Origin of the sequence: Bartonella phoceensis (genome assembly GCF_902825145.1) — a bacterium.
GTDB classification, from domain to species: Bacteria; Pseudomonadota; Alphaproteobacteria; order Rhizobiales; family Rhizobiaceae; genus Bartonella; species Bartonella phoceensis.
Genome location: NZ_CADEAD010000009.1, coordinates 20,984 through 41,120, shown reverse-complemented (window position 1 = coordinate 41,120; position 20,137 = coordinate 20,984). Strand labels below are relative to the sequence as shown.

Here is a 20,137-nt window from a genome sequence, read left to right as displayed (position 1 = left end):
CAGAAACTGCCCTCGTCACTTCGCGTTATATAGAACTCTTTCAACCAAAGAGTCAATATCATTTTTAAAAAAAATAAAAATAAATAATAAATAGATTACCATAAAACTAAGTAGTTCTTTAAAAGGTTTTTTCAAAAAGAGACTGTCATTAATAAGGCTTTTAGCCGCTAAAATAGCAACTCTAAAGAGATCAAATCTAGCCACAGAGCACAGAGATATTTAGGCATGATCTTTGTTCTTACCAACACTGTTATTGCGCTCCTAACTTTCTTCGCTATTATGATGAGGAGAAGTCATCGTTCTATAAAGTAAGCATTCGCTTTGTCTGTAAAAAGAATCAAATTCTTGTAGAAACACACGAAGCTATGCTAGCTTTTTTTTATTTAATATTTGAAAAGTACTCTAAAAATCCATGTGGGATAACGAACAACAGAAAAATGATCCTGGACAAGACCCCGCTCTTGTGGTCAAACGCTTGCTTCCAGCGCACCGACAAGTTTCTGTTCGTTGGCTCACAGGAACAGTTCTCACAGGAATCACTTCCTGCATTCTGATGGGCATCGCCCTTTTTGCTGCTCTTAATGAACAACAACGCTTGGTCACACCACCACAATGGTTTACACGAGATAACCTCTCACAAATACAAGACCCTGATGCCAATGGACATAAAGGTGACCGTATTGCTCCCACCCATGCACGGCAAAGCTTTGATAGTAAGCGTCAGTTTGAATTATCCATTGTGCAAAAAAAGGGTGAAGAAAAAGTCATTCAGACCCAACATTTTGAATGGATCCGCATGGCTTTAGCCGAAAATCGCCCCAGGCAGTATAACTACCCTAAATTCGATTCTTTAAGTATGTTTGCCAGTGATTTGAAAGCACACGCTCCCAAACTACAAGATTCCGGATATATTTATGGAGCCAAGGTGGAAACAAAAATAACCTTACGCAACCGTAATCTTATCCTAGATCAAGTTGATTTTGATGACGCAGATATCCTGACGGATGATGAAGTGCAACAAGAATTAAAAAAAGCGGGATTTGCTCTAGAAAAAAACGAAGAACTCCTTTCAATTCTCACACTTGTTGATCCTTTAAAATTAGAGGATTTGTCTTCACCCTCCCAATTTACAGAGTCCCCTGAAGTCCGTATTGTCCAAGAAAACGTAACCATTTCTCCTCAAAGTCACCGTATTGATCTCACGAAAAACTATGCTGAAGATATTATTCCTATTCGTAAAAAACAAAAAATCATCGATGCTTTCAAAGATACCAGCTATACAACAAAACAAATTGAAAAGGTTGCGAGCACTTTAACGAGATTTAACCGTTCGGATACGCTAAAAGAAGGAAGTCTTTTACGCATTGGTATCGTTACACAAGCTGGAGAAGAAGATCATCTTGTCCGGGCCAGTATTTATCAAGGAAAATATCATATTCTCACCATTGCCCTTAATGATAAAGGACAATTTGTTGAAAGTGCAGAACCCAAAATGTCCCACGCACTTCAAACAGCTTTTCACAATGGCATTCCACATTCCTATGTCAGTACAGCCCAGTTACCAACAGCTTATGATGCGCTCTACACTGCTCTGCTCAGCCATAATGTCTCGCAATCTCTCTCGCAGCGTCTCATTCGTCTGCTTGCCACCAATATTGATATGAAAAGTCGGATAACACCAGCTGACCAGCTCGAAATATTTTATGCCGTGCCACAACAAAGTGACGCAGGAAAAAACAATAAAGAAACCCAAAATGGCAAAAAGTATCAGGAAACAAAGGGAGTTCCCACGAATGTAGATCCTGAAATTCGCTATATCAGTGCCACTTTTGGCAGTACAACCTATAAATACTATCGTTATCAATCAAAAGACGGAACGGTTGATTACTATGATTCAGAAGGAAAAAGCTCTAAACCCTTTTTGCTCCGCAAACCCACACCCAATGGCGTTTTTGGTTCCCCCTTTGGATCACGCAAACATCCTATTTTAGGCTATGTTCGCATGCACACAGGTGTTGACTGGGTTGCACCAAAAGGATCGCCCATTATTGCTGTAGGCGATGGCGTTGTCACAAAAGTAGGCGTAACGGGGGGCTATGGAAACCATACGGAAATTCAACACAGCAACGGATATATTAGCAGTTATTCACACCAAAGCCGTTATGCCCCAGAGATCAAACCAGGTGTTAAAGTTCGTCAAGGACAAATCATCGGCTATGTTGGAACAACAGGAATGGCAACCGGTCCCCATTGTCATTTTGAAATCATTGTCAATGGTGTAAAGGTTGACCCTATGCGTATTCGTATTCCTAATAGCAAAACTTTAACCAATCAAGATTTACAAGCATTCCTACAAGAAAAAAACAATATTGACTCTCTGTTAGACAGCCCAACAAAAAACCCAGAAGATGCTTCTTAAGCCAACCTTTCAAAATGAACTTTTTTCAAAAGGCATGTCCGGTACAAAGCTCTCTCCAACGCATACCCCTTGAAAATAAAGTATAGCCATGGCTAAAACAGACACGCTCTCACTCTTTCGAACCCGTGGACAACAAAAAAGAAAAAACTCAAAAGAGCGCTACACAAAGAAAAGATTCTTTCCTCTTCACGCACTCTATTTAACTTGGTAAATCCCATCAATTCCTATGCAATTTCATTTCTTGTTCATTGCTGCTCTTTTTCCAGTCTCATGAACAACAATGACAAACCTTAACCAGCGTCTCTCTTTCGGCAAGCCAACGTTTAAAAAAAACTCTCAAGAGAGAAAAAGGAAAAATTAAAAGACAATTGCGAGCCGTTAGAGAAACAAAAGAAAAGGCTCTGAATAGTTATTATTCAAGAAATTGAAAAACATATCATATTTAAAAAATACAATAAAATTAAGAGCTTAACGGATGAAATATAAATATACAACAGCAAATATTATTTTATTAGCAATGTTAATTATACAAATCGTACTATTTGAGGAGAGAAAGAAATTACAACGACTCTCCATACTGTCACGTAATCAAAAAACCAATTTAGAAATTTAAAACAGCAATCAGCTTACGAAAAGGACTTTTACAATAATTCCAAAATATCTTCCAACCATAAAAAGAAAATTTCCCAAAAAACTATACTGTTATCATCCTGTACGATCCGTAAGCATGGCGTTTGGATACTGGTGATCCTAACAAGAAAAGAAACAAAGAACTCTGACTCAAAAGAAATAAGAACGTTGCAGAAGCAATAAAATCTACAAAAAGCAGACTTTTACATTGTCAATGATAACTTAACGGAGTTAGCTCGTAGAGAAACCTATAAAGATTATACAAAGACATACAAAAAACTTGACCCTTCTGTTTATGAAGGGCTCGGTAATCATGATCATGCAAACAATGTCGGTCATTGTACACTTCTTGAAGAAAACAATCCTTCAGACGATGCATATACTATAGGCGCTCTCTCTAGAATGATCAAAAAAATACGAGGATGAACTTCCCCATTTCAGTCAAGACAACACAGAATTGACTGATGCCTCTGACAAATCTGTTCGTTCTATAGAAGGAAGTTTTGGCTACTTGTGGGATTATGGAGATATTCACTACCTACAACTTCACAATTATCCAACTTATACGGTTAATCTGAAACAAAGTGATAGGGTTATCCATGTGAAAAGCTCTTTGGATTGGCGCAAAAAAGATTTAGCTGCAGCAAATGCAAGAGGGAAAATTACGATTATAAATTTCCACGATACAAATGCATTTTTTCCTGATAGTTCTTTACATTTTATTAACCCCCAAAATGCTCAATGTTTGTCGGTCTTTAAATCCATCATTACTTCTCATAATATCAAAGCAATCTTTACTGGTCATACACATTATCAAAGCACTTGTCGTGCACAAGATAATAAAGTTTTCGGAAATCTACCTGTCTATACGACAGGAGAACTCTTTAGAGAAGATTATTACCACATCACGGTACAGGGAAAAAACATCCATGTTAAAGCGTATAATGGCAGAACCGGCAAACCTACTTTGATCGAGGATTTGGGTGTGATAGGTGGAAACACAGAGTTTTTTTGAAAGTTGTAGCAATTGATAAAAAGCACTTTTTCCTTTTAAGCTTTATAAAAGGAGGATTTTAAGGACACCTTTATGAGGTAAGTACGATTTCTTTTGCCCTATTCTAAAGAGTTTGGGTAAAAAATTATACGCTTTGTGCTCCTTCAAGAAGATGTTTCACAAAGAGACTCCTCACCAAATTGCTGACAAAGCTGTTCAACAACCAAACGTCCAAAGCCTGCTTTTGTTTTACAGTTTGGCTTTTATACCCACACCATCACCTTCCACAATCAGCACCCATTGTCTATTTGGCTCGGAACCACATGACAAACTCTTCAAAAACATCCCTGTATAGATGGCCGAGACATTCTACAAAAGAGACTATACTCTCATCCAAATGCAAGGAAAATATAAATGTTAAAGCTTATAGCATTCTTTTAAGCTTTAGAAAAACCTTCATTATGAATGTTGAGATCGACCATTGTCTTGATGACTATTTTAAGATGAACCACAAAAAAGTCATAAAGATTTGTTTCTGGAGTATGCATTTATAGTTCAAAGCGTAATTCATGAAAAAATAGATTTTAATGCCTCTTATAGCATCACCCCTGCCGTGTATTTTTGGAAAAGTGCTTGTTTTGGATGATAGCTTTATGAAACACAACGATAGAACAATAGATTACAGAACAGTGATAGGCGTTTTTCTCACCATCTTAGTGTGTATAAAGCCATATTTTTCTCACGCCCAAAATATTTCCGTAACATACGAAACAAGGCGAAGCTTCATCGAACAATTACCGAAACCTAAACGAAGTACATTTGATGATCGTTCAACAGATGTATACATCGTTAATGAACTCACCAATCCGCCTACTTCTATGGTATTAATGGATAAAGGTATAGAGCGCGGAAAGTGGAAAGCAGATGAGTACTGGGGAAATGAAGGACCTCCGAATATAATTGCGTCTGGCTCCGTAGGAAAAGCAGCAATAACATCTCGTGCTTGGCTTTTTGGATCTGGTGGATGGGTTAAATATAGAGTGCAAGACGATGGAACTATTTTAACATTTCGATGGTATAATCCCTATAGTGGTACCAGTGAATATTCCGCCACCTCGACCAACAAAAATTATTATTTTGAACGAAAGGACACAGGAGGACATAACGCGAGAGCGATTTGGTTTGTAAAGAAAAAGACTCCCATAAAAAATTATACTGTTGTCATAGCAGCTGATCCACAGCCATGGCGTTTGGATACTGGCGATCCTAACGCAAACAGCAACAGAGCGCCATGGATAAAGGAAAATAAGAAAGTCGCCCGTGCGATAGAGTCACATGCAGCTTCATTTTATATTATCAATGGCGACTTAACCGAGTTTGGTCGCCCCCAAACCTATCAAGACTATGCAGATGTCTATAAAAGCATTGCCTATCCTGTCTATGAAGGATTGGGGAACCATGATTATTACAATAATATTCGTGATTGTATGATACCGATATCCAATCTTTCGAAGGATGCATGTGCGTTAAGTGCTGTGAGAAGAATGTTGCAAGAACTAGATAGATATAGCAGTTCTTTACCGAATTTCAATCAACATGTAACTTTTCATAAGCTTATTCGTTATGAAACGGCCCGTAAAATCATAAAGGGAAGTCTAAGCTACTCATGGGATTATGGAGATATTCACTATGTACAGCTTCAAAATTATCCAACTTATACTGCGCATTTATCTGACGGTAGCACGAAAGTAAGAATCACGAGCGCTCTTAAGTGGCTCAAAAAAGATTTAGCTGCAGCAGATGCAAGAGGAAAAGTTACAATCCTCAATTTTCACGATGCGCGCCCTTATTTTGGAGATAAAGATTCGCATTTTCTCCATCCTAAAAATGCTCAAAAACTCGCTGCATTTAAATCCATCATTACAAATCACAATGTAAAAGCAATTTTTGTAGGACACAGACATAGACAATTCTATTGCCGTGCACAGGATGATAAAGTCTTTGGAAATATTCCAATCTATACAGCAGGAGCACTCTTTAGAGGAGACTACTACCTCATCGATGTGCAAGGAAAAAATATTTACGTCAAAGCTTATAATGGAAAAACAGGAAAACCAGTTTTGGTCAAAGATTTAGGACAAAATGGAACCGACACCTCCCTCTGGAAAAGTTGTAGTAATTTATAAGGACAGTTTTTTACTTTCAACTTTCCCACAAAGGAAGCACTTTCAAAGGGCCTAGGTTGCCTCCTTTTCAGCGCCTGTATGGAGTTTTGGCAAAGGAATAACAATCTTTGTGCCCCCAAAAGAAGATGTTTCAAAAAGTGGTTTCTCCCCAAATTGCATACAAAGCTGTTCAACGACCAAACGTCCAAGACCTGATTTTTGCTTTGGAGTTTGGCTCTTCATCCCCACACCATTATCTTCCACAATCAGCATCAATTGTCCATTTTTCTCGGGACCAAAGGAGATATAAATATGTCCAGAACGATGATCAGGAAAAGCATGTTTTAAGGAATTTGTCAGCAATTCACCAAGAATAATTCCAAGCGTTGTCGCATCTCTTGAAGACAATCGACACTCTTTAAAGTGCGTGTGAATGGTGATATTTTCACGCAATTCGAAAGGGACTGCCAATTCGACATCATGCACCACAGAACTGAGAAATTCTGCCAAGAGAGTTGTTTCCATATCATCACTCAAACGCAAACGCCGATGCGCGGTAGAGATTGTTTGGATACGGTCACGTGCAGCCCCAAGAACAGAACGTACCTCTTCATTTTTGCTTCGATTTAATTGCAGACTCAGCAAAGAAGACACCGTCCCAAGAGAGTTGCCGATACGGTGACTTGCATCCTGTAACAACATTTCCACACGTTGCCGTTCTTTTTCGGCATGATTTCGTGCTTTTTCCAACTCTTGTGTTCGTTCTTTCACACGTGCCTCCAGAGCTACATTTTCGCTGTGAAGCAACAATTGATACATTTTTAAGGAGCGTACATCACGATGAAAACGATTAATAACAAAATAAGCAGAAACAAAAGTACTCACCACAGAAACAATAGCTGCCAATGTTAAAGCAGCGCGCATAAAGGCTATACCCTCACGTTGTTTTTGCCGCACCACATCATCACCATTAATAAAGCTTGTCATCAATTGGGCTAAACGCGCCACTTCAATCTTATGGTTATCATCGGGTGCAGCAGGTTGAGAAGATTGATCAGGCAACGTATCAAGAGTATGCATATGGGCATAAAGAAAAGCTTTGCGTGCTTCGACTTCCTTTTTAAAAGCCGTGAACCATTCGTACCATTGCGGATGTGCATAAACAATAAGCGTTGTATAATCGAGAATATTATTAAGCTCTCGCGCAGCATTTTCAAAATGTGCTTTATCTTCTGGCTTTCGATTTTTTGCGTAGCTACGGTCAGCAACAGCCATATCGATCAAACTAATGAGCACCAAATCAGCCTGTTCGCGCAATTCTGAACTGGTATTCAACTGTGCCATTTCCCGATCCACGGCATTAGAGAGCAGCATAATAAAGCCTGATGCCAAAAGAGCCATGACAAGAGAAACAACAATTGCCACCCAACGCCAGCTTGATATGGTTGAATCAGAAGAGGAACTTTGCGTAAACAGCTTTGTCTTTGTTGTCATAGAATTTCCATCGGCAAACCTGAAAATCATCGTTTTTCAGCACAAAGGAAGACTGCCTTATAGAACACAGCACAAAAAGCCTGACAGATGCTTTCATACAGGCTTTCCTTACTTTCTTCCTAAGGTTGCATGTCAAACTTCTGAATTTCCTCAGATACTGACTTTACTTTAATAGCTATAACGAGAATAAAAAAAACAAGGTTAGCAACTATAATTATTATACTTTTTTTAGCCGTTAAATGAACACAATGTACTTGCAGCTGAATAGGAATCGGGTCCATAATCGGATTCACCATCCACCTTGAGAAGCTTCTGTAAACGGTTACGCGCCCTACTCACACGGCTTTTAATGGTTCCAACAGCGCAACCACAAATAGCTGCAGCATCTTCATAAGAAAAACCCGATGCCCCAATGAGAATAATGGCTTCTCTTTGCTCATCAGAGAGCATATTTAAGGCTTTTTTGAAATCTTGCAAATCTAATGATCCGTATTGAGCGGGATGGATCGCTATATTTTGAGTAAAGGTACCATCACTGTCCTGAACTTCTCTGCCTCTTTTGCGCATTTGGCTATAAAATTCATTGCGCAAAATTGTAAAAAGCCACGCTTTGAGATTGGTTCCTATTTCAAAACTGTCCTGCTTAGCCCATGCTTTCATGATAGTATCTTGGACCAAGTCCTCAGCTTTATCTTGCTTTCTACTTAAAGAAAGTGCAAAGGCTCTAAGAGCTGGTAAAACCAGCAGGAGTTCCTGTTTAAAATTTTTCACGCATTTTGCCATAAAAGGTTCAAACCTTTTCCACATTGTTTAAACCAAATTGCTCTGCGCGCTCTAACTTATCTAAAAGTTCCAACAAACGCTTTGGAAGTGCTTCCTCCTGAATTTCCATGTAAAACTGGCGTAATTTTCGCGCTATCTCACTATTGACTCCGAGAATGTCATCGCCAAACATGAACTGATTGGTGAGATTTTTTTCATCACGGTCGTTCATTTTTTTTCCCCCTAATCCATATAATATCGGTAGCGCCGAGAAGAATTTTTCGCCTCATGGTTGTAAATATAGTTATATGTAAAAAGTTCCATACGAAGAAAGGAACTTTTTCATCTCTCAAAGATTTCAACCAACAAAGAGTGCTTCAAAGGTCAAAGGAGTTATAAATCATGTCATTATCCACGCGCATTGCACCACATCTTCCCTATCTTCGGCGTTTTGCCCGTTCTGTCACAGGCAGCCAATCTTCTGGTGATGCTTATGTTTCAGCGATGTTAGAAGCACTGATTGCTGATATTTCTATTTTTCCCAAAACATCCAGTGACCGGATTGGGACCTATTGGCTTTTTTGCCACCTTTTTGACCAAACCACACCGAACATACCAGAACCACTGCCCCAATTTGGTCTTGAACAAAAAACAAATGCCAAATTATCGTATCTCACGCCGCGTGCACGCCAAGCATTTTTGTTGATTGCCGTTGAAGGATTTAACGAACAAGAAGCCAGAGAAATCATGGATCTTGATGCAAAAGAATTCCGCCAGCTTCTCAACCAAGCCTCAACGGATATTTCTCAACAAATAGCTACAAAAGTTATGATTATTGAAGATGAGCCTCTTATTGCCATGGATATTGAGCAAATGGTGGAAAGTCTTGGCCATCAAGTCGTAGGAATAGCACGAACCCGTGATGAGGCTGTTATCATGTATCACAAAGAAAAACCGCGGTTGGTCTTAGCGGACATTCAATTGGCTGATAACAGTTCCGGTATTGATGCGGTCAATGACATTTTGCAAAATGACCGTATACCCGTGATCTTTATCACAGCTTTTCCTGAAAGGTTACTGACCGGGGAGCGTCCAGAGCCAACTTTTTTGGTCACCAAACCCTTTAATCCTGATATGGTGAAAGCGCTTATTTCCCAGGCTTTATTCTTTCAAGAGAATGCTTCCAAAGCAGCCTAGAGCAGAGTAGCCTCTTCACCATGAGCATTATGCCTCTTTCAAAGATGCCCATTGACAAATCCCATCTTAGTGCTCTTATGCAAGCGATCCGGGGGGCTGATATTTTTGTTTTATATCAAGCCACCAATCTGGTCTATTTATGGGCTGAAAACTTACCGCAGCATTTGCATAATAAGTGGCGGGTGGGTTGTCGTGACAGTGATTTTTTTTCGCTTGATCTTGCTGATAATATGGAAACAATCAAATTACAGGTTTTAGCTACCGGCAAAATGCAGACCATTGAAGCACGATTTGAGGATACGAGCAAACAAGCGATTTGGTATAAATTTTCTATTGATTGTCACCGTAATGATAATGGAGATATTATTGGTATTATCACCACAGGTTTCGATATTTCAGGATTACGTCGGCGTGAACAGGTCTTGAAAATATTGCTTCGAGAAGTGAGCCACCGCTCTAAGAATCTTCTTGCTATTATTCAAAGCATTTCCAGCCAAACGGCACGCTATACTGAATCGCTACCGGTTTTCTTACGCAAATTTCAAGGACGCCTTCATTCTCTTTCGCATTCTCAGGATCTTATCACCGATTCTGACTGGCGTGGTGCCCAATTTCGCGAATTGGTACAAACGCAAGCTTTAGGCTATCTAATGAAAGAAACAGAACGTTTTTCTCTTGAAGGTGTGGATCCTTATCTTTTTCCCAATGCCGCCTTACATATTGGTTTGGCTTTTCATGAACTCATTGTCAACTCTCTTTCTTTTGGTGCCCTCTCACAAGACAAAGGAAATGTGTGTGTACGCTGTGAAATTCACACAAAAATGGATGAAAAACCCCAATTGCTTATCACTTGGAATGAAAATTTTGAAGCCGGCACACTTCTTTCGCCCAAACAAAAGGCCTGTTTTGGCAGTGCTGTCCTGGAAAAAATTGTTCCGGTCTCTGTCAATGGTTCTGCTTCTTTCAAATTGACAGAAGAAGGGATTGTTTATAGCTTGTGTGTTCCAGATACTTATTTTGATATTTTTGTTTAAAGGAGCAAAGCGATTAAATACCGCAAGATGAAAAAACAAAATCTTCCAAGAATTACCTCATCGCCTTCCTTGCCGATCAAAAGACATTTTTTCCATACAACCGACTGCACTTAGAATTTAGCTTCTAAAACTAGTCTCCTGGAATTCAAACAAGCGGAACCTGAAACCTCTAAAAACGTTTATTCATAAAGAATAACGCCACTAGGCTGACAAAATGGGCTCCACAGTGTCAACCTCTTATTTGGAAAGTACTTTATGAATACCCTGGTTTTTATCCTCTTATTGGTTTCCTGTACGGATGATTTTAACAGCTGTTATTCTAACAATACAATGGTTAAAACCTATCCAACAGCGCAAGCATGTGAACACGCCATGATCCCTTCCACAAAAAAATTTGCTTCTTATGGACAACAAATCTTTGCCCAATGCACAAGCATACGGGCAAATTTACATCATCAAGACGTAAAGTTGGTCTGGTACGTGACCAACCGAGGTAATTTTCTGCTTAAAAGCCAAAGTAAGAATAATAAGATGCTTATTCACGAAGAAAATCTTCTCCCACTTCAGTCCCACTTCTAAGGATTTTCTCTATAAATCTCTTGCATAAAAAACCTTAAAGGCATACACCCATCAAACACTCAGAAAACAATCTATGGAAGAGGTTAGCATGTTGGATCATAATCCAATTCAATCTTCAAAAGACCATCGCACAGAGCAATGTGCACTGCCTCAAGATCCTCCCTTAGGCCCTGCAGTAGAACGCGTGAGAAAAAAACTCATACGTTTAATGATTATTTCCATTGCAATAACGCTCATTCTTATGCTTGCTGTATTGTTTGGAATTATCTACAAAATTATAGCAACGGGACCAGCGCCTAAACAAACAGACCTGTTTTTTTCTCACGACACAAACCAAGAAGTTGTCCACCACACGATTTCCTTACCGAAAAACACACAAATTTTGTCGCAAAGCCTCTCAGAACGTAATATTGTGTTGAAAATTTTAACACCAGACGGTCAGACAAAATTTATGATTTACAATTATCATACCGGTGCACTCATCTCTGTTCTTTCTGTTGAAGCAACAGAAGAAACATTGCGCACTCTAGCGCGTTAAGAGAATATTTCCCACAAGTGCTTAAATATCGCACACTGCTTGAAACATTTTCCTCTGCAGAAGATGTAACCACCCAACAACGACAACGTGGTTTTCTTGACACCTCCTTATTTAATACAGACAGAGAGGCAGTTTTCTCCAACAACCTCTCTCCATTTCTGTAAAGCTTGTAACATTGCCTATGGAAAATGCAAAAGTAAGTTAAAATACGGAAAACTACGGCGTGCTTTTTTCGAAATGCATCACGCCACTCCCCTTTGCTCGCAACATTTCCCACAAGTGTTTAAATATCGCCCACTGCTTTAAACATTTTCCTCTGCAGAAGATGTAACCACCCGACGACGACGTGGTTTTCTTGGCACCTCTTTATTTAATACAGACAGAGAAGCAACTTTTTCTGCTGATATATCGCTATTCTGAGCAGCTTCTGACGTTGTCCGTGGAAGTTCCAATTTTGGAAGTTCAAGGGAAGGTGCTTCTTGCGCACGCACCGTACGCCGCCGCGAAGTTCGCCGTGTTTTTTTGACAGGTTCAACACTTTCTTCAACACTGCATTTCTCTTGAGCGTTTTCCTCATTCGACAAAGCGTTAGCTTCTAATACATCTTCACGTATATGCCCATTTTTTTCCTTAGCATATTGGCTATGACCATTTTTTTGTAATGGCGCTTGTGATGTATCTGTGTCGCAAGCGACAGTATCTTTTTTCTCACCTTCAACACCTATTTCACCACATTCTTGTTCATTACTCTCATCGCGCCGCGCAGATTGGGAGGTTTGTCCAACCGTCGCCAAAATAATACGCAGGTAATGCTCAGCATGTTGTAGATAATTTTCCGACATAACGCGATCGCCAGCACCCTGTGCATCACGCGCAAGACTTATATACTTATCAGCAATTTGCTGAGCATTTCCACGAATCTTAACATCCGGACCGCTACTTTCATAATTCCGAGACAAGGGGTTAGGGCCGCGACGACTATTATTGTTGTTATTATTGTTGTTACTATTACGACCGCGTACCCGTCTATTTTGTTGTGGCCTCATCTTTATCCCTTTTTGGAGTGTGTGTGTCCTAATTGATTTTTCTTTACTACATTATCCTCTGATAAATCCTCTGATAATGCTGATCATGTTTAAAATACGGTTATCAGGATCTTTGCGGTTTATTTTACTCAAATGATACCCACTGATATTTTGATACCTATCGATACTTGATATAAAGCATATATTTTCTGAAAATCACAACAACAGCAGGGAAACCATAAGCTTAAAATTCCCTTTTCCTCTGTTAACCAGCAGAAACCTAGTGATGTTCATATAAAATGCCAAGTGTTTTTTTTTAAAATAGACCATATTTTACTAAAAAAATAACCATCTTGTGGAAAAACAAAAAACGAGAACAAATACAGAACGCTCCCCACAAACAAACCACTTCCGCCAGAGAATAACAGAGTTCCCTTTTTTGCTATAAAACCACCGATTTTAAAAATGCCGATATTTCCTATCCCCTTGCGCATTGAACCCACAAGCGCCATAACCCCACGAATTACTGCACAAATACATCTACTTTGCGAACATAGCCTTTCTTCTGTGCTAAAGCAACCCTTTTGTATACGATAATCCACTACTCTCTTACAAAAGCCCCTAATTTTATACATAGATTAACAACAAGTATTATTCAAGTCCTATAATTATCAAAACAGCAGTCTTCTTGCAAAAACCCATGCACTACACTACAAACTTCTGGTTTAACCTTATAGGGTCTATGAATAAATTGAACCATTTATTTATAATACAATTACTATAAAAGCCAAGTATAAAAATATTATAAATAAAAAAATACTATCCGTTCATGAATAAAGAAACACTCAATATGCTGAATACACCAAAAGATTCAGGATCATCTCAAAAAAAACCAAGATTTATGAGAAAGAATGAGCGCATGGATTCTTCAATTTTTGTCATACTACCTCATCAAGAAACCTTGTTTGCAAAACGAGCACAGCGTTTTGCACATTTAGCCAATACTCTGGGCAATAAAGAATCTCTTCTTTTTTTTGCATATTTTTGTGAGGCACAACAACAGTCCACCAAACAATTTAAAGATTTTGCCATCCCTCTTAGCCGTTTTGGGACACCTTCAGCGCCCCCTTTTGAGAGAGCAAAATTATTAACTTTGGGCTTATACGAAAGCGTTGTCGAAGATTTTTTGAAACGTCTGAGATCTCCAGCATTCTCTGCCCAAATACTGTCGACAGAAAGGCACGAAGCTTTAAATCGCACAAAACAACAAAAAGACCAATGGCGTGTTTGGGGAAATAATTTGTTAAACCACATTCTTCCTCCACAGCAATTAACAGAACATCTTTTTATCACTGGTGTATTGCAAATCATCTATTCTCTCGCCGCTTCACAGCTTGATGCACAAAACTTAACCCCCCAACAGAACAACCTCTGTCCTGCCTGTAGTGGCACACATTCTGCCACTCTCATGATGAATATAAAACCGTACGAAACTATAAAAGTTTGTTCTTGCCTTTATTGTAGCACTCTCTGGTGTATCCCACACACCCAATGTACTTTTTGTGAAGCAACGCAATACCTTTCCACCCATACAAGTAAAAATATTGCTGAAGGCATTTTATTTGAAACGTGTGAGGCATGTGGCTCCTATTGTAAACAGTTCAACCATCATCAAAATCCCACACTTGATGTTTTTGTCGATAACATCACCACCCCCACAGCTGATTTTTTACACAAAACCTCCTCTCATTTTAAGGATAAGAGTTTTAATCCCTTCTTAGCAGAATATAGCAGATAACAGTTTTGCTCGAGGCAATCGCCCAACAGCAGAAAAACCTCTCGATCAAACCCCAATCCCGACAGCCACAAAAGAAAGCCGTCGGAAACGCATGGAGCAGTGATAAGAGATTTTAAAATACGAACCTTACTACAGAGAGATGTAGCAAATACGCTCTTTCTCTTGCCACCTAACGCGCACTATACCGAGTACAGAAACAGCTCTCTTTATCAATAATAATAAGGTATTTTTATGGTTTACATGAGAAGTGATTTATAAGGATAATACACAAGGGCATGACAAAAAAATGAACGCGCTTTATGCGCACTAAACCAAAATCAAAAATCTGTTTGCCTACCTCTTTTATCTCTCTTAGAACGATAGCCACAAAGAAAGCAAACAAAGTTTAGTTTTTGTCTTTTTCTCTCTGTAATGCCTTGCAAATTGTTGGATAAAAAGAAAAATTTCAAAATAGAAGCGCGCGCTGGTTAAACAATGAGGGGGAATTTCTGCTTCTCAAAATGCCACGAATAGAAAAAAACAGTTATGGAGCAAACCACATAAGTTTTTATATCTTTTCACAAATTGCGCATCTTTTTAAATTTTCACATTTAAATTTTCACATAAAGACTTAAAAATGGTTGCGTAGCTTGCCTTTCTCACCATCTTTTTCACTGAAAAAACAATCCCTTAAAAGAAAATAATTTCCATCTCCTGGACGCACTGTTGCCATACATTTTTTCTTTGCAGTATCAGAAAGTTCATCCCACATTTCACGAATAGTAAAATAAGCTTCACTTTCCGAACGAATACAATTTTGATAGACTTCCTGTTTCATATCGGACATCACTGAAGCAGCAATTTCCTTGCAATATACGCGTAAATCGAAAACTGGAATAGCCAGTTCCACAGGAGCTTGTTGTACACTTTGTTTGTACGCAGAAAAATGACCAATCATTTTTGTAATGACAAAACAAAGCACCGCTATACAAAAGAGCAGTGTGCAAATAAAAACGATCTTACGATATAATCTTTTGAAATAAGCTTTTCGTCTTGCGCGGATTCTTTTTTCCATAAAGAGTGCATCCTCTAACATCTGAAGAGAGCTTTTTACAGCAAAAATGACAGAAGCATCAATGTATATGGTACATTTTCGGCCGTAAATTTTCACTCTTCTTCTGTCAAAATACTCATCTTTCTTTGTATCATGAATGTTTTATTTTCGTTGCCGTTTGAAAATCTTGTTGAAAACCTTTTCATTTTTTTATCAAAAGGCTATAATAGAGGCTCTATCACAAGAGTTTGCTGATGTAAAATTTCATAAAAACCAAGAGAATGGATTTTCTGATCAGAATAAACAAACACATAAACACTCCCATTTTCCATGATAGCATTCCCATATTTGAGAGAGCCCCTATCGCTCTAGCACTCCTGTGACTTTTTGCAATATCTGCAAGATCAGAAAAGATTTTGTTCTGCCTTGTCTTTTTCCCCCATCACAACGAAAATAGAAAATCTTTCTATTCTTCAGCCCACCAATCCAAAGCAAATCGAATAGACGACTTCCCGCGCTTAACTTTACTACTTTCATCACTGGTTTTGCTCATTCTATTGGAAACGAGATTTATTGCACCGTATTTAGCCTTTCCAAGGTTAGGCAAATCAAGTACGCCGTATTAAATATATTGATGCTTCCACTGCTAACTGTGCCCTAACTACCACGAACTTCGAGGTTTTCACCATCAACTTTGCGGTCTTTACCACCATTTATAATAAGTTCGCCATTAAATACGCTACTTAAATTGGTATGGTGCGTGCTTTTACCACTGGCTGCGCTCCTTCCACCCTCTTCTTGAACATTTTATTTATCTTCAACATCGGTAAGGTCTGTTTTTTTCTGTTCTAAAGCGTCTAAACGCTGCGAAATTTGTATGATGTCTTGATGTATTTGCTTCAACAGTGCATTTAAAGGAGCATGTCCCGTTCTTCCGCTGGCATAAAGAACCACACGAATATGTTCAGAATCAGCAATATCAGCAATAGAAAATGGAAAAAGTGCCATTATATTCCTCTTTTTGATGCGCTATAAAACAGCCATATAATAAATTTCAGCGCACTTTTACCGATAAACCTGTTGCACCATGCAACCCGCACATAAACCCGTTGACGCACTCTAGAAATCTCCCGCAAAGAATCTTTTTAAAAACGCTTTTTTCTCACGAAAAACGTCGCTTTCATCATTTAGAAGCAACGCAAACATACAAGATCGCTTTGCAGCATTTGACCAGCCATACTCTTTCATCAGCAGATTTTCTAGCAATGCCCAGGGCTTTTAAAGGAAATGATCTCACAAGCAGAAGCACGACTATTCAAGAGATATTTGTATTTCTAAGCACACATGCCTCCCACAGCTTAACATCATCATACACCTGAATACAGCTGTCAGAGATAGAAGCCGTGGAGATTTTCTGCATACCTTCAATCTTGAGCAAAAGAATAAGGTGCCTTATTATCATGACATTTTTCTGAACCAATTGTTTTACTACAAAGACCAAATATTTCTTCCTGGACAAAGGAAAGCCGCTTGCTGAAAACAACAATGGCTTTCCTTGCTCTAAGCGGCACCTATGGCAAAAAATGGCAAAGAAAAGCCGCATATCCCAATGCTAGAAAAAGATATCACACATCTTATTTTCGCTATTTAAGGATGTTGAATACATCGCAAAGAAGGAGATAAAATAAATCAGAGAGGAATATTTTTCAAATCGAAGGTTTAGCCTGAAGCTTGGTGTCCGCCATGTTCTATAATGTTTGTAAGATGCTTTTTTCTCGTTGTAGGCATTTTGCAACAATTTTTATCTCTATAAGCGTTTTACGTCTTATGTTTTGATCGCATAAACAACCGCCATATTGACGGGGCGTGTTTCACTACCGCCTGTTTCTTTCAAAATGACTTTATGCTCATGCGCCCCTACAGAAGTGGTATTTGTATTTCCTAAACCACCACAGTAGTATTTATAAGCCCCTGCATACACATTGATGCCATTAAGACCGCATGCTTCAATTTTATGCGTATGCTCACCTTTAAAATCTGTTTTTCCCTCATGGCTATGCGCTTTAAAAGACTCTTCTTGCCTGCTTCCCAAGCGACGTCCTTTATCAAGATTTTTTCCACTATCTAGTCCACGCAAAAACATGCCACGCAAATCTGGAACATTAAATGTTGAATATCCATCTCCTCTTCCCCACGTTTCACCAAGAACAGCGAAGAGATTTGCATAGGTTTTGCGAGAATAAGCCCTACCATCGCACAAAAGCCAACCTCCTGGCAATTTTTCCATCGCAAAAGTGCCAATAAAGCCAGGGGGTAAAAAACTTTGCGTTGGATTTGTTAAAAACCAACCATCCACATTTTTTCCAGCAATGTTACAAGTATAGACGAGTTCATAAAGCCCTCCCTTTTGCATTTCCCCACCGCTTAAAGGCGCTATACCATCCATGGTTGCCATATAAACAGGACATGAAAGCAACTGATTTAAAGAGACATTTGTTGCTCCCCTATTTGGCTCTTGTGCTCTAAAGCGCACAACAATCCCAGCCTGATAAGCCTTAAAAGAAGTCTTTGTGATCAAGCGAAGAGATGTTATATTTTTTTCTTGATTGACCGTACACTGTGTATCAATCACCCCGCCATTATCCAATAAATACTCTTTGATACGTTGCATCATAGCGCGAGCGCTATCATTCACTGAGCTTGGTGGTTGTCCCTCTGCCCAGTTTATAATCTCATCGGCATAGGCATTTTCGGACGCAATAAGCGACCAATCATAAATCGAAGTCATAGAATATATCCTTTTTGCAAAAAGGGAAAACATGCAAAGACAGAAGAAAAGAAGACAGCCATTTTCTTTTTAAGCGCTGTTTTTTTCTTCATTTTTATTTTTTTCATTTTCAGGCCGATTTTAGCATAATCGACATGCAACAACTTTGTTTTTGCATTGACATAAACAGCATCAGGGTTCAAACGCAACACTTCCTGGGCAAGAACACCACGATAACGTTGCGGATCTCCCTTATAATTAAAGTCATAAAGCCGATAGCCCTTTTTTTCACCGACAGGAACAATATTTTCTTTGGCTCTTACATCACAAAGTCCTAAAATTCCTCCCACCAATCCAAGCACTTTTCCTGCATCACTCAATGGATCTTTTGTAACAGAAGGTATTATTGTGGATTTTCCTGATGTTGTTCCATAATTTCCTGCGGATTGAGTTCCCACACGGAGCAACTGTTCTAATTGGTTCCATCCTTTATTATCTTGTTCTGTCCATTTTTGGCGCTCGGCATCTAAGGCATTTTGACGGTTTATATCTTGGACTATTCCGCCTTTCAAAGCATTGCTTTGCGCATTGCTTTGCCCCTGATAATAGCTGTTTGCCGCATTAATCTGATCGTACAAGGAGCGATCAATCATCTGATTAGCATTCATCATATTCTGCACATCTTGATTATATTGCTGTGCAGTAGCATTTGTTGCCAATGCACCGAGTTCATCGGCAAGCACGCCGGTATGGGCACCAGATCCATAGCGCCCAGCTCCCGACATTGATTGATTAATGGCATCAGAAGTTTTACGCAATGCATTTTGCAAGGCAGCATTAAACTTACTATTGCTTCCAATCCAGTCTCCCTTAGCCATACCAAGGAGGTTTGTAGCACTTTGGGTTGGTGCATTAAACCACTGTGTCAATGCTGGATTGTTATACTGTGCAGCGGCCTGTTCTAGGCCAGTGAGAGCATTTTTTGTCAGAGTACTAAGATCCGCAATACGCTCGCCCTGATAAACATTTCCGCCAAATCCTTTATTATAGAGATCAAGTGCTTGAGAACTGGCTTTTTTAAAGATATCTTCTGCCCACGCGGGTGGTGCATTTATTTGCGTTGTTGTTTGCACTTGAGGTGTTTTTTTTCTACTCATGCGTTGAAAACCTTTCTATAATGAATAAGATTACGAGAATATCCGTGATATTTGAGCATTTTAGCCCATCCAGACCTTCCAAACATATGCATTTCCTCAGCATTGATTGTTCGTGCCCATTGTTCAACCTTATCAATCAATTTGACCAATTGCAGTCCTCCCTCTCCAGCTAAATCTGAGAGGACAACGCGTTTTTTTCCCGTATGGGTTATTTCAATTTTGGTAATGGCAAAGGCACTAAATTGTGTTTTGTTTTTTAAGACCAGCCACAATTGTGCTTGCCCTTTTGCCAATTCTTCAGCAATTGTTGCCAGACAAACATCATCAGGAAAACGCCTAACATACTTTTCCAGTGCGGCATTAAGAGCCTCTTGATAGGGTGCTATTTTTTCCCATGACCATTGCTGTGTAAGATGAACAGAATAAAGATTTTTCCTATCCTTTTGCCGTAACATGGTTTTGGTTCTTTCAGCTTTTTTTCTACTTCTCTTCAGCCTTCTCACCGCGAACCATCAACTTTTTAGTGTTCCACAGCATAATTTGCC

Annotated in this window: 17 protein-coding genes and 1 pseudogene; 8 read left to right on the top strand and 10 right to left on the bottom strand. The window is 39.1% G+C overall.

The window, feature by feature from the left end; all coding sequences use genetic code 11:
• The first annotated feature begins 412 nt into the window (after positions 1–412).
• The 3 genes from J7R07_RS07315 to J7R07_RS07305 all read left to right on the top strand — a co-directional run bounded on the left by J7R07_RS07315 (position 413) and on the right by J7R07_RS07305 (position 6,229).
• The gene (locus tag J7R07_RS07315; protein WP_208436214.1) at positions 413–2,419 is read left to right on the top strand and encodes a M23 family metallopeptidase; all 2,007 of its coding nucleotides are present in this window, start codon (positions 413–415) and stop codon (positions 2,417–2,419) included.
• A gap of 1,087 nt (positions 2,420–3,506) precedes the next feature.
• Complete coding sequence (locus tag J7R07_RS08435) at positions 3,507–4,064, top strand: metallophosphoesterase family protein (protein ID WP_246464872.1); 558 nt, start codon at positions 3,507–3,509, stop codon at positions 4,062–4,064.
• Positions 4,065–4,696: 632 nt separating this feature from the next.
• Positions 4,697–6,229 carry a metallophosphoesterase gene (locus tag J7R07_RS07305; RefSeq protein ID WP_208436217.1) on the top strand — a complete coding sequence of 511 codons (1,533 nt, stop codon included), beginning with the start codon at positions 4,697–4,699 and terminating at the stop codon, positions 6,227–6,229.
• Between the two features lie 51 nt (positions 6,230–6,280).
• Here the strand turns inward: J7R07_RS07305 and J7R07_RS07300 are convergent, their stop codons facing one another.
• The 3 genes from J7R07_RS07300 to J7R07_RS07290 form a co-directional block, all read right to left on the bottom strand.
• Positions 6,281–7,702: a sensor histidine kinase gene (locus J7R07_RS07300; RefSeq protein WP_208436213.1), complete on the bottom strand. Its 1,422-nt coding sequence runs from the start codon at positions 7,700–7,702 to the stop codon at positions 6,281–6,283.
• A gap of 228 nt (positions 7,703–7,930) precedes the next feature.
• Positions 7,931–8,485, bottom strand: coding sequence for an RNA polymerase sigma factor (locus tag J7R07_RS07295; protein ID WP_208436212.1), 555 nt, complete (start codon positions 8,483–8,485; stop codon positions 7,931–7,933).
• Positions 8,486–8,492: 7 nt separating this feature from the next.
• Positions 8,493–8,696, bottom strand: coding sequence for a NepR family anti-sigma factor (locus J7R07_RS07290; RefSeq protein ID WP_208436211.1), 204 nt, complete (start codon positions 8,694–8,696; stop codon positions 8,493–8,495).
• A gap of 170 nt (positions 8,697–8,866) precedes the next feature.
• Between J7R07_RS07290 and J7R07_RS07285 the strand changes: the two genes are divergently transcribed.
• From J7R07_RS07285 to J7R07_RS07275, 4 genes and pseudogenes are all read left to right on the top strand, one after another.
• On the top strand, positions 8,867–9,661 hold the full coding sequence (locus J7R07_RS07285) for a response regulator (protein WP_208436210.1): 795 nt from the start codon (positions 8,867–8,869) through the stop codon (positions 9,659–9,661).
• 20 nt (positions 9,662–9,681) lie between these two features.
• A complete protein-coding gene (locus J7R07_RS07280; protein ID WP_208436209.1) occupies positions 9,682–10,695 on the top strand; it encodes a sensor histidine kinase in 1,014 nt (337 codons plus the stop codon).
• A gap of 255 nt (positions 10,696–10,950) precedes the next feature.
• Positions 10,951–11,312, top strand: a pseudogene (locus J7R07_RS08430) (hypothetical protein).
• 50 nt (positions 11,313–11,362) lie between these two features.
• On the top strand, positions 11,363–11,812 hold the full coding sequence (locus tag J7R07_RS07275) for a hypothetical protein (protein WP_208436216.1): 450 nt from the start codon (positions 11,363–11,365) through the stop codon (positions 11,810–11,812).
• Between the two features lie 302 nt (positions 11,813–12,114).
• On the opposite strand, the gene J7R07_RS07270 is transcribed toward J7R07_RS07275, so the two are convergent.
• On the bottom strand, positions 12,115–12,858 hold the full coding sequence (locus J7R07_RS07270) for a DUF4167 domain-containing protein (RefSeq protein WP_208436208.1): 744 nt from the start codon (positions 12,856–12,858) through the stop codon (positions 12,115–12,117).
• Positions 12,859–13,756: 898 nt separating this feature from the next.
• On the opposite strand from J7R07_RS07270, the gene fdhE reads away from it, so the two are divergent.
• The gene (fdhE, locus tag J7R07_RS07265; protein WP_208436207.1) at positions 13,757–14,635 is read left to right on the top strand and encodes a formate dehydrogenase accessory protein FdhE; all 879 of its coding nucleotides are present in this window, start codon (positions 13,757–13,759) and stop codon (positions 14,633–14,635) included.
• Positions 14,636–15,245: 610 nt separating this feature from the next.
• On the opposite strand, the gene J7R07_RS07260 is transcribed toward fdhE, so the two are convergent.
• From J7R07_RS07260 to J7R07_RS07235, 6 genes are all read right to left on the bottom strand, one after another.
• Positions 15,246–15,689 carry a hypothetical protein gene (locus J7R07_RS07260; RefSeq protein ID WP_208436206.1) on the bottom strand — a complete coding sequence of 148 codons (444 nt, stop codon included), beginning with the start codon at positions 15,687–15,689 and terminating at the stop codon, positions 15,246–15,248.
• 445 nt (positions 15,690–16,134) lie between these two features.
• Positions 16,135–16,275, bottom strand: coding sequence for a hypothetical protein (locus tag J7R07_RS07255; RefSeq protein ID WP_208436205.1), 141 nt, complete (start codon positions 16,273–16,275; stop codon positions 16,135–16,137).
• 200 nt (positions 16,276–16,475) lie between these two features.
• Positions 16,476–16,676 (bottom strand): hypothetical protein, encoded by a 201-nt coding sequence (locus J7R07_RS07250; protein WP_208436204.1) that lies wholly within the window; start codon positions 16,674–16,676, stop codon positions 16,476–16,478.
• A gap of 817 nt (positions 16,677–17,493) precedes the next feature.
• Positions 17,494–18,456, bottom strand: coding sequence for a phage tail protein (locus J7R07_RS07245; protein ID WP_208436203.1), 963 nt, complete (start codon positions 18,454–18,456; stop codon positions 17,494–17,496).
• Positions 18,453–19,592 (bottom strand): tail fiber domain-containing protein, encoded by a 1,140-nt coding sequence (locus tag J7R07_RS07240; protein WP_208436202.1) that lies wholly within the window; start codon positions 19,590–19,592, stop codon positions 18,453–18,455. The genes J7R07_RS07245 and J7R07_RS07240 overlap by 4 nt, the downstream gene beginning before the upstream one ends.
• Positions 19,589–20,047 carry a hypothetical protein gene (locus tag J7R07_RS07235; protein ID WP_208436201.1) on the bottom strand — a complete coding sequence of 153 codons (459 nt, stop codon included), beginning with the start codon at positions 20,045–20,047 and terminating at the stop codon, positions 19,589–19,591. Before J7R07_RS07235 ends, J7R07_RS07240 begins: the two co-directional genes overlap by 4 nt.
• Positions 20,048–20,137: the final 90 nt, after the last annotated feature.

Coding starts and splice junctions, on each gene's coding strand:
- J7R07_RS07315 (WP_208436214.1), top strand. CDS start 413: ATGTGGGATAACGAACAACAGAAAAATGATCCTGGACAAGACCCCGCT.
- J7R07_RS07305 (WP_208436217.1), top strand. CDS start 4,697: ATGAAACACAACGATAGAACAATAGATTACAGAACAGTGATAGGCGTT.
- J7R07_RS07300 (WP_208436213.1), bottom strand. CDS start 7,702: ATGACAACAAAGACAAAGCTGTTTACGCAAAGTTCCTCTTCTGATTCA.
- J7R07_RS07295 (WP_208436212.1), bottom strand. CDS start 8,485: ATGGCAAAATGCGTGAAAAATTTTAAACAGGAACTCCTGCTGGTTTTA.
- J7R07_RS07290 (WP_208436211.1), bottom strand. CDS start 8,696: ATGAACGACCGTGATGAAAAAAATCTCACCAATCAGTTCATGTTTGGC.
- J7R07_RS07285 (WP_208436210.1), top strand. CDS start 8,867: ATGTCATTATCCACGCGCATTGCACCACATCTTCCCTATCTTCGGCGT.
- J7R07_RS07280 (WP_208436209.1), top strand. CDS start 9,682: ATGAGCATTATGCCTCTTTCAAAGATGCCCATTGACAAATCCCATCTT.
- J7R07_RS07275 (WP_208436216.1), top strand. CDS start 11,363: ATGTTGGATCATAATCCAATTCAATCTTCAAAAGACCATCGCACAGAG.
- J7R07_RS07270 (WP_208436208.1), bottom strand. CDS start 12,858: ATGAGGCCACAACAAAATAGACGGGTACGCGGTCGTAATAGTAACAAC.
- fdhE (WP_208436207.1), top strand. CDS start 13,757: ATGGATTCTTCAATTTTTGTCATACTACCTCATCAAGAAACCTTGTTT.
- J7R07_RS07260 (WP_208436206.1), bottom strand. CDS start 15,689: ATGGAAAAAAGAATCCGCGCAAGACGAAAAGCTTATTTCAAAAGATTA.
- J7R07_RS07250 (WP_208436204.1), bottom strand. CDS start 16,676: ATGGCACTTTTTCCATTTTCTATTGCTGATATTGCTGATTCTGAACAT.
- J7R07_RS07245 (WP_208436203.1), bottom strand. CDS start 18,456: ATGACTTCGATTTATGATTGGTCGCTTATTGCGTCCGAAAATGCCTAT.
- J7R07_RS07240 (WP_208436202.1), bottom strand. CDS start 19,592: ATGAGTAGAAAAAAAACACCTCAAGTGCAAACAACAACGCAAATAAAT.
- J7R07_RS07235 (WP_208436201.1), bottom strand. CDS start 20,047: ATGTTACGGCAAAAGGATAGGAAAAATCTTTATTCTGTTCATCTTACA.